Annotated in this window: 10 protein-coding genes; 8 read left to right on the top strand and 2 right to left on the bottom strand. The window is 57.4% G+C overall.

Translation table 11 applies throughout. From position 1 onward, the window contains the following. The 5 genes from PHQ58_RS22480 to PHQ58_RS22460 all read left to right on the top strand — a co-directional run. Positions 1–1,019, top strand: a 1,019-nt coding sequence (locus tag PHQ58_RS22480; RefSeq protein ID WP_300115899.1) for a TRCF domain-containing protein, incomplete at its 5' end; no start/stop codon positions are given. A gap of 118 nt (positions 1,020–1,137) precedes the next feature. Beyond that, on the top strand, positions 1,138–1,371 hold the full coding sequence (locus PHQ58_RS22475) for an antitoxin (protein WP_300115897.1): 234 nt from the start codon (positions 1,138–1,140) through the stop codon (positions 1,369–1,371). Continuing rightward, positions 1,368–1,769 (top strand): type II toxin-antitoxin system VapC family toxin, encoded by a 402-nt coding sequence (locus PHQ58_RS22470; RefSeq protein ID WP_300115895.1) that lies wholly within the window; start codon positions 1,368–1,370, stop codon positions 1,767–1,769. The genes PHQ58_RS22475 and PHQ58_RS22470 overlap by 4 nt, the downstream gene beginning before the upstream one ends. Before the next feature lie 19 nt (positions 1,770–1,788). Next, the gene (locus tag PHQ58_RS22465; RefSeq protein WP_300115892.1) at positions 1,789–2,214 is read left to right on the top strand and encodes a DUF3368 domain-containing protein; all 426 of its coding nucleotides are present in this window, start codon (positions 1,789–1,791) and stop codon (positions 2,212–2,214) included. A 289-nt stretch (positions 2,215–2,503) separates the two neighbouring features. After that, the gene (locus tag PHQ58_RS22460; RefSeq protein ID WP_300115889.1) at positions 2,504–4,294 is read left to right on the top strand and encodes a DUF262 domain-containing protein; all 1,791 of its coding nucleotides are present in this window, start codon (positions 2,504–2,506) and stop codon (positions 4,292–4,294) included. Positions 4,295–4,341: 47 nt separating this feature from the next. Here the strand turns inward: PHQ58_RS22460 and PHQ58_RS22455 are convergent, their stop codons facing one another. After that, positions 4,342–4,962 (bottom strand): DUF4143 domain-containing protein, encoded by a 621-nt coding sequence (locus PHQ58_RS22455; RefSeq protein ID WP_300115886.1) that lies wholly within the window; start codon positions 4,960–4,962, stop codon positions 4,342–4,344. 124 nt (positions 4,963–5,086) lie between these two features. Between PHQ58_RS22455 and PHQ58_RS22450 the strand changes: the two genes are divergently transcribed. Beyond that, positions 5,087–5,533 carry a putative toxin-antitoxin system toxin component, PIN family gene (locus PHQ58_RS22450; RefSeq protein ID WP_300115884.1) on the top strand — a complete coding sequence of 149 codons (447 nt, stop codon included), beginning with the start codon at positions 5,087–5,089 and terminating at the stop codon, positions 5,531–5,533. Positions 5,534–5,662: 129 nt separating this feature from the next. Here the strand turns inward: PHQ58_RS22450 and PHQ58_RS22445 are convergent, their stop codons facing one another. Beyond that, positions 5,663–7,072, bottom strand: a complete 1,410-nt coding sequence (locus tag PHQ58_RS22445) for a PLP-dependent aminotransferase family protein (RefSeq protein ID WP_300115881.1) — start codon at positions 7,070–7,072, stop codon at positions 5,663–5,665. A gap of 78 nt (positions 7,073–7,150) precedes the next feature. Between PHQ58_RS22445 and ccoG the strand changes: the two genes are divergently transcribed. Further along, on the top strand, positions 7,151–8,587 hold the full coding sequence (gene ccoG / locus PHQ58_RS22440) for a cytochrome c oxidase accessory protein CcoG (RefSeq protein ID WP_367187364.1): 1,437 nt from the start codon (positions 7,151–7,153) through the stop codon (positions 8,585–8,587). A gap of 203 nt (positions 8,588–8,790) precedes the next feature. Then, on the top strand, positions 8,791–8,915 hold a 125-nt coding region (locus tag PHQ58_RS22435; RefSeq protein ID WP_300115901.1), incomplete at its 3' end, for an NRDE family protein.

Here is an 8,915-nt window from a genome sequence, read left to right as displayed (position 1 = left end):
ACGAGGTCGAGACCATTGAAAACCGCCGCGCCAAATTGGAAGAACTGCTGCCCGAAGCCCGCATCAGCGTGGCCCACGGCCAAATGCCCGAGCGCCAACTGGAAGCCGTGATGCGCGACTTTGTCGCACAGCGCAGCAATGTGCTGCTGTGCTCCACCATCATCGAGACCGGCATTGACGTGCCGACGGCCAACACCATCGTCATGAGCCGCGCCGACAAGTTTGGCCTGGCCCAATTGCACCAGTTGCGTGGCCGCGTAGGCCGCAGCCACCACCAGGCCTACGCCTATTTGATGGTGCCCGACCTGCAAGGCCTGACCAAGCAGGCGCAGCAGCGGCTGGACGCGATTCAGGCCATGGAAGAACTCGGCAGCGGCTTCTACCTGGCCATGCACGACCTGGAAATTCGCGGGGCCGGTGAGGTGCTGGGTGAGAACCAGAGCGGCAACATGCTCGAAGTGGGTTTTCAGCTCTACAACGAGATGCTGAGCGAGGCGGTGCGCTGCCTGAAAGCCGGTATCGAGCCCGATTTGCTCAGCCCGCTCAACGTCACCACCGACATCAACCTACACGCCCCGGCGCTGTTGCCCGACGACTTTTGTGGCGACGTGCACCTGCGCCTGAGCTTCTACAAAAAGCTCGCCACCGCCAAAAACACCAACCAGATCGACGCGCTGATGGAGGAAATCATCGACCGCTTTGGCAAGCTGCCAGCCCAAGCCCAAACCCTGATCGACGTGCACCGCCTGCGCGTGCTGTGCCAACCCTATGGCGTGATCAAGGTCGATGCCGCGCCGGGTGTCATCACCATCACCTTCAAGCCCAACCCGCCCATCGACTCGATGAAAGTCATCCAGCTGATCCAGAAAAACAAACACATCAAGCTGGCGGGCAACGAAAAACTGCGCATTGAGCGCGCCTTGCCCGATGCCAAAGACCGGGCACAGATGGTGCGCGATGTGCTGAAGAATCTGGGGCAGCCGGTGGTGGCAGAAACGGTGGCAAACGGCGCACCATAAAGCGCAGGCAGCTATCGATTTTGACGAAACTGCCATCGACTCTTCGGTGGTGACGAATCCAATGGACATTTCAGCAATAGGTAGCCATCATTGGTAATGATCAGTTGAGGAGCACCCCATGGACACAGCACGCCTTTTCAAATCTGGCAGCAGTCAGGCCGTTCGACTCCCCAAAGAGTACCGGTTTGTCGGCACCGAAGTCGCGGTGAAACACTTCGGCAATGGCGTGTTGTTACTGCCGATGGATGACCCTTGGCAAACGCTGGCGGCTGGGCTGGACGCTTTTGAGCCTGGCTTTGTGTTGACGCGAGAGCAACCTGACGAACAGATTTGCGCCAAGATTGCACCATGATCTTGCTAGACACCAATATCTGTATCGACAACATCAACGCCAAACCCCCTGCCGTGCTGGCGCGTTTTCAGCAGTACCGGCTGGGTGACATCGGGGTGAGAAGCGTGGTGGCCGCAGAGTTGGCGTTTGGAGTGGCCAAAAGTGGCTCGGTGCGCAATCGCCAGGCATTGGAGATGTTTCTGGCCCCGTTGACGATTCTGCCCTTTGACACACCTGCTGTTTGGGCCTATGGCGACCTGCGCGCCGACCTGGAGCGCCGTGGCATCCCCATCGGCTCGCTTGACACCATGATTGCCGCCCACGCCCTGAGCCAACAGGCCCTGCTGGTCACCAACAACACCCGCGAATTTGCGAAGGTGCCGGGCCTGCAACTGGACAACTGGGTGGCAGTCACTTGATTTTTATGCCCAATTGCCATTGATCGTAGAGACGGAAATTTCACCGCGAGTTGCAGCGTGGTCGCTGGGAGCTGGCGAAACGGCAGTTCTGAGTTATGCCCTGGCCCATGCACCCCTGCGGGCGGTCATTGACGACATGGATGCACGCCGATGTGCGCAGACTTTGGGCATTCCTATTTTTGGCACTGGCGGATTGCTTGTGCTGGCCAAACGTCGTGGCTTGTTGCCATCAGTCAGTGAAGCCATCGCCAAACTTCGTCACGCCGGCCTTTGGTTGTCGGATGACATCGCGCAGGTTTTGCGGGCGCAGGCTGGTGAGCAAATGGTGGTGCTCACGCATCCTCCACCAGGCCGCAGCCCCCTGCTCGATGCCACAGACCGAGTCAAGATGGTGCGTGATGTGCTAAAGAATTTGGTGCAGCAGGTTACGCTTGTATTGAATTAGCGGCATAAGATTGAAGCTGTTCGTTGCCGATTAAGCCTGAGACGACTTGCTTTTGAGCGACCATTGACCGACTGCAAAATTGCGGGAGAAGAACTACAAATCCAAAGCAACTTTGACTACTTTGGGCCAAAAAGTGCTGATCGATTGGAACGCTGACGCAAGCCGATGGTGAGCGGCTCGAAAGTGTTATAGGTCATGCTGTCAGATAGACTTACAAACAACACGCGACAAACAAGTTATGGGACATTGGACATGTCCAATAATCTTTATACCGACAAAGGAGTTAAGAGTGACGAAATACTCAGTGACGCAGTCCCCCGTTACGCAGTTGTTGGCAGATGTCAAGAGCGACAAAATCGCGATACCAGAGCTTCAGCGACCATTCGTATGGGACAGCATCAAAGTACGCGACCTTATGGACTCGCTCTACAAGGGATATCCCGTCGGCTACCTGATCACCTGGCAGTCAGTTGGAGCGAAACTTAAAGGTGGCCAGATTGCTGCACATCAACAAATATTGATCGATGGGCAGCAGCGGATCACCGCGCTCCGTGCCGCAGTCGCCGGACTGAAGGTAATCAACAAGCGATACAAGGCTGTCCACATAACGATCTCCTTCAACCCCATCACGGAAGAGTTTGCAACGCTTACTCCGGTGATCGAAAGAAGTCCGCAATGGATCTCGGACATCAGCGAATACTTCAACACGACCTTGCCATTGGCTTTCGCTCGTAAGTATCTTGCACGGAACCCCAATACCGACGAGGCTGCTTTTGAGAAAAGCTTGGCTCGCCTCAGCAGCATTCAGAATGCCCAGATCGGGATCATCAGCCTGGACGATGGGCTCGATATCGAAACGATCTCTGAGATATTCATCCGGATCAACTCGAAGGGGGTGCCGCTGAGCAGCGCAGACTTCGCGATGAGCAAGATCGCCACCTACGGCGACCGAGGTCGAAACCTACGCAAACTCATCGATTATTTCTGCCAGTTGGCTGTGGCACCGCATGCCTATTCCGACATCGAACAGAACGACCACGAGTTCGCCAATACACCTTACCTCAAAGCTATCAGCTGGTTGAAGAACGATGCTGAGGACATCTACGACCCGGAGTACGGCGACATCATCCGTGTAGCAGGGCTTGTTGGCTTCAACCGTGGCAAAGCGTCGAGTATCGTCAGCGAGTTGTCGGGACGCGACCCAGACACAAGAAAGGTTGATGAGGAACGGATACCTGTCGCTTATGAAAAGCTTGAGCGCGCGCTGCTTCAAATCGTGAGCAAATACCACTTCGACAACTTCCTGATGATTGTCAAGTCTGCCGGCTTCATCACCCAAGGAATGGTTAATTCGAAGAATGCGCTGAACTTCGCATATGCCCTCTATCTCCGTCTTCGCGAGGACAAGGCCATGAGCGAAGGTGAGCGAAAGAGAATCGTGAAGCGCTGGTTCGTCATGTCCATGCTAACTGGCCGACACTCTGGAAGCTTCGAATCGACATGGGAGCAGGACATCCGAAGGATCGGCGAACTGGGTGCTGCGAACTATGTCAAGCAGGTCGAAGAGGCCGAACTTTCTGATGCGTTCTGGGCGGTCGCGCTGCCCGCTGCACTGGAGACGACCAGCACTACGAGTCCGTTTTTCCAGACGTTCCTCGCCGCTCAGGTGACCAACAACGCTCGCGGTTTCTTGTCTAAGGGAATCACGGTTGCAGCCATGCACCAACAATCTGGCGACATCCACCACATCGTCCCGAAGGACTACCTTCAGAAGAACGGCTATCCGGATCGAGGGGACTACAACCAAGTTGCAAATTTTGTTCTCACTGAGACGTCAATCAACATCAGCATCAGTAACAAATCTCCATCCACTTACATGGCCGAGGTCGACACGCAAATCAAGTCGGGTGTCCTCACCCTTGGAGAGATCACTGATGCCGTGGATTTGGTGCGAAACCTCGTTGAAAACGCAGTTCCAGCCAAACTTAGCACAGTGGACGCAAGCTCTTACAAAGAGTTCTTGGTTGAGCGTCGTAAGTTGATGGCGGCAACTATTCGCGATTACTACCAGACACTTTAGGTCCAAGAAGTGGCGACGTTGTCTTTGGCTCGCACCAAAATCAACCTCTAGCCCAGAAACCACCTGCGCAAGGCGCTATCAAAATCGTATTTTGATTGGGGTGAACGGTGGCATGTCGGTGAGCAGTCGTGACAAAGGGGGGGGTCTCTCAAACTGCCCCGGAACTCTTTTGTAAAAGCAGCCAATCCGCCGCCAGATGCAGCGCGACACCCGCTGGCACGGCCCCGGAGGGTGATCAACTGCAGCGCGGCCTGTGGCCAGGTGCGGGCGGCATCCTGCAGCGCACGCACCTCTCGCGCCAAGGTGGCGGGGTTGGCCAGCTCGGCGCAGACTTGAATCAGCGTCTGCTCGCCATCAACACCACGCGCCAAAAAGTCGACCTCAAAACCACCCTCGGTGTGCACATCGTTCACCTGAGCGCCTCGGCGGTGCAGTTCGTGCAACACGGCGGTTTCAAGCGCGTGGCCGACATTGGCCTTGCCAGAGCGGTCAAACAGCGCGATCAATCCGGTGTCCACCGGATACACCTTGCGCGGATTGACCTGACGGCGGCGCTCGGAGTCGGTGGCCAGGTCGATGCTGCACAGCAAAAACGCATCTTCCAGATGCGCCAGTTGCTGGTGCAAGGTGTCCTTGGCCACGGCCACGCTGCGGGGTGGCTTGTGCATCAATGATCTTCTGGCGGATGACGGCGTTGAATTGACTTTCTATAGCGGTCAATTTGAAGACAACTTGTCTTTTAAATAAGGACAAATCTATGGGATTGGCTGGCCTTTGTCAGGCGCTCCAACGATGCGAACTGCCAAGCAGCGGTCAGCGCCAGCACAGCACATTACCAGGACTTACCAGCGCCGCACTGGTACCGACCCAGCTCAATTGGTGGTACACGTGCTGGCGCATGGTTTGCCGGTGGTCACGGCGAACACGGTGGCCGAACTGCGCTCCCGCCTTTGGAAGCCCAAGTTTGACCGCTACATCTCACTTGAGCAGCGCCATGCCCTGCTACACGACCTGGAAGCCTGTGCGTATTGGGCCGAGGTGTCGCCCGCCCTCAGGCAACAAACCTTCAGCCGAGACCCAGACGACGATGCCTTCATCCATGTCGCCCTGGCCAGCCAGGCCCGATGGCTGGTAACTGGCGGTGACAATTTGCTGGTGCTGGCCGACACGCTGCCTTTTGCCATCGTCAAACCGGCACAGGCACTGCGCCAACTGTCACAGCCTGACTTCATACGCTGACTCAAAAATATCCACTCATTTCCTCAATGACCAGCGCAAAAGCCCACTTTTCACGGTCATTTTGACCTTTAGCCCGCATCAATAAAGCGCAAGAAGCTACTAAATATATAGCAAATAGATTCACAAATCCTATAAACGGCTTGCCAATTGCCCCAGCGTCGCCAAAGCTTTCTCCATACGCGCATCCCCCGGATAGCCGTAGTTGATGCGCAAGCAGTTTCCAAAGCGCCGGTCGGCTGAAAACAAATGCCCTGGCGCGATGCTGATGTTTTGCGCCGCGGCCAGGCGGTGCAATTGCAGGGCATCCACGTGAGCGGGCAACTCCAACCACAAAAAGTAGCCGCCTTCTGGCCGTGTGACCCGTGTGCCTGGCGGAAAATTTGCCTCAATCACATTCAGTGCCCAAGCTTGCTGCGCCTCCAGGGTTTGGCGCAACTGGCGCAGGTGGCGCTCAAAATGCCCGCCTTGCAAGTAGTCTGAAATTGCCAACTGTGACGGGATGGCGGTGGACAGCGTGGTCATCAGCTTCAGGCGCTGCACCTGCTGCGCATAGCGCCCTGCGGCCACCCAACCGACCCGGTAGCCGGGAGCCAGGCATTTGGAGAATGAGCTGCAATGCAGCACCAGCCCCTGGCGGTCAAACGCCTTGGCTGGCAAGGGGCGGCGCAGGCCAAAGTACAGCTCGCCATACACATCGTCTTCAATCAGCGGCACCTTGTGGCTGGCCAGCAGCTCGACCAGGGCTTGTTTGCGGTGCTCAGGCATCAGGCTGCCCAGCGGGTTCTGAAAACTGGTCATGAACCAGCAGGCTTTCACCGGGTGCTGGACCAGCACCTGTGCCAGCGAATCCAAATCCACACCCTCCCGCGGATGGGTGGCGACTTCTACCGCACGCAGGTTCAGCCGCTCCAGCGCTTGCAAGGCCGAGTAAAACGTGGGCGACTCCACCGCCACCACATCACCAGGGCGGGTCAGCACCTGCAGGCACAGGTTCAGGGCCTCCATGGCACCGTGGGTGATGACAATTTCATCCAGCTCGACAGCGGTACTGTTCATGGCATAACGCAGATTGATCTGGCGGCGCAGGCGCTCATTACCCAGGGTCAGGTCTTCCACCATGCGTTGGGGTGCCAACTGGCGCATGGCCGGTGTCAGACTGCGTGCCAGTTTGTCCAGCGGAAACAAGGCCGGGCTGGGAAAGGCCGAACCCAGTGGCACCACGTCGCCCTGGCGGGTGGATTCCAGTACCTCAAACACCAGCTCACTGATGGCCACCTCGGTTGACTGGGCGCTGATCACCGCAGTGCCCGGCTCGGCCTGCATGGGCTGGCGCGTGGCATTGACGTAGTAGCCCGAACGTGCCCGCGTCTGAACCAGCCCGCGTGCTTCCAGCAGGTAATAGGCAGCAAACACCGTGGCCGGGCTGATCTTGCGGCTTTTGCTGGCCTGGCGCACCGAGGGCAGCCGCTCGCCCGGGCGCAAAGCCTTGGTTTTGATCAGATCAGCGATTTCCTGCGCATAAGTTTCGTAGCGTTTCATGAGCGTGCAAACTGATATGGTTTTTTACGGAATATCTGAATCTACCATTTCAGATGAGGTTGCGACACAGTCATGGCCATGAACTCCAAAACCATTCCCATTGCCGTCGACGGCTCAAGAACCGAAGCTTTGATACAACTTGAGCCCAAAAACAAAATTTATGTGCGTGCGGCCTCTGGCCGCTTTGCCGCGTGGCGCTGGGCCATGGTCTGGCTCACGCAATTGGTCTTTTACGGCCTACCATGGGTGACATGGCATGGTCGGCAAGCGGTGTTGTTTGATCTGGCGCAGCAACGTTTTTTTCTGTTTGGCTTGGTGCTGTACCCGCAAGACCTGATTTACCTGACGCTGCTGCTGGTGCTGGCCGCGTTGACGCTGTTTTTTGTGACCGCCGTGGCTGGGCGCATCTGGTGCGGTTTCTCCTGCCCGCAAACGGTGTACACCAAGCTATTTGTCTGGGTGGAGCGCCTGACCGAGGGCAAACCGCACGCCAGCAAGGCGCTGGACAGCCGGGGCTGGGGCGCAGAAAAAATGCTACGCAAAGGCAGCAAACAAGCCCTGTGGCTAGGCATCAGCCTGTGGACGGGGTTCACGTTTGTGGGCTATTTCACGCCCATCCAATCGCTGGCAAGTGCTTTACCCGACTTGTCGATGGGGCCGTGGGACACGTTCTGGGTGCTGTTTTATGGCCTGTTCACCTACCTCAATGCGGGCTATCTGCGTGAACAGGTGTGTAAACACATGTGCCCCTATGCCCGCTTTCAGTCGGCCATGTTTGACCGTGACACGCTGATCATTGGCTATGACAGCGCGCGTGGAGATGCGCGCGGGCCACGCTCGCGCTCAGTCGATCACAAAGCCATCGGCCTGGGTGACTGCACGGACTGCAGCCTATGTGTACAGGTGTGCCCCACCGGCATTGACATTCGTGACGGTTTGCAAAGCAATTGCATTGGCTGTGCCGCCTGTATTGACATGTGTGATGGTGTGATGGATCAGATGAAATACCCACGCGGTTTGATCCGCTACTCAAGCCTCAACGGGCTGACCCACGACTGGAGCACATCAATCTTGCGCAAGCGCGTGTTGCGCTGGCGCGTGCTGGCTTATGGCCTGCTGCTGTGCCTGCTGACGGCAGCGCTGGTGATCGGCCTGAACCTGCGTAGCCCGTTTCGCCTGGACGTGATCCGTGACCGGGGGGTGATGGCCCGAACCTTGCACAATGGCAGCATTGAAAACGTGTACCGGCTGCACCTGATGAATGCCACCGAGCAGACACAGCGCTACCGGGTGGAGGCCGTCGGTCTTGACGGCTTGTCAATGACCCGCCCGGTGCAGATGAGTCTTGCGCCCATCGAAGCCCAAACCATCGCGGTGAGCGTACAACTGCCCGCCAGGCAAGCCGAATCACTGCTCGGGAAAACCCTGCCCATGCAGTTCAAGGTGAGCCAGATGGGTGACGACGATGGGCTTGCGCAGTTGCTTGAAAACTCGACGTTTCACGTACCACGCTGAGCTTAACGACCAAGGCGGCATGAGCGCTGCAGCACGCAAGCTCAAGTGGGGCCAACCGACTTTGAGTCGGCCGGGTTGAATCGAACGATTCGACCCACTTGAGGGCTTGACGCGACAATACGCCCAAGGGGTTACCCCGGACATCCCTCCCCCGAACGGCCCGCGATGCAGACTTTCTCAACCTACGAAGCCAAAACCCCTCCATGTGCCTGATCGCCTGGAACTGGCAGCCCGCCAGCCCGACCCCGCTGCTGTTGATCGCCAACCGCGATGAGTATTACGCCCGCCGAGCCGCCCCGCTGAGCTGGTGGACCGACGCGCCCATTCT

Origin of the sequence: Rhodoferax sp., assembly GCF_028688795.1 — a bacterium.
GTDB lineage: Bacteria > Pseudomonadota > Gammaproteobacteria > Burkholderiales > Burkholderiaceae_C > Rhodoferax.
This window is presented reverse-complemented; position numbering and strand designations above follow the sequence as displayed.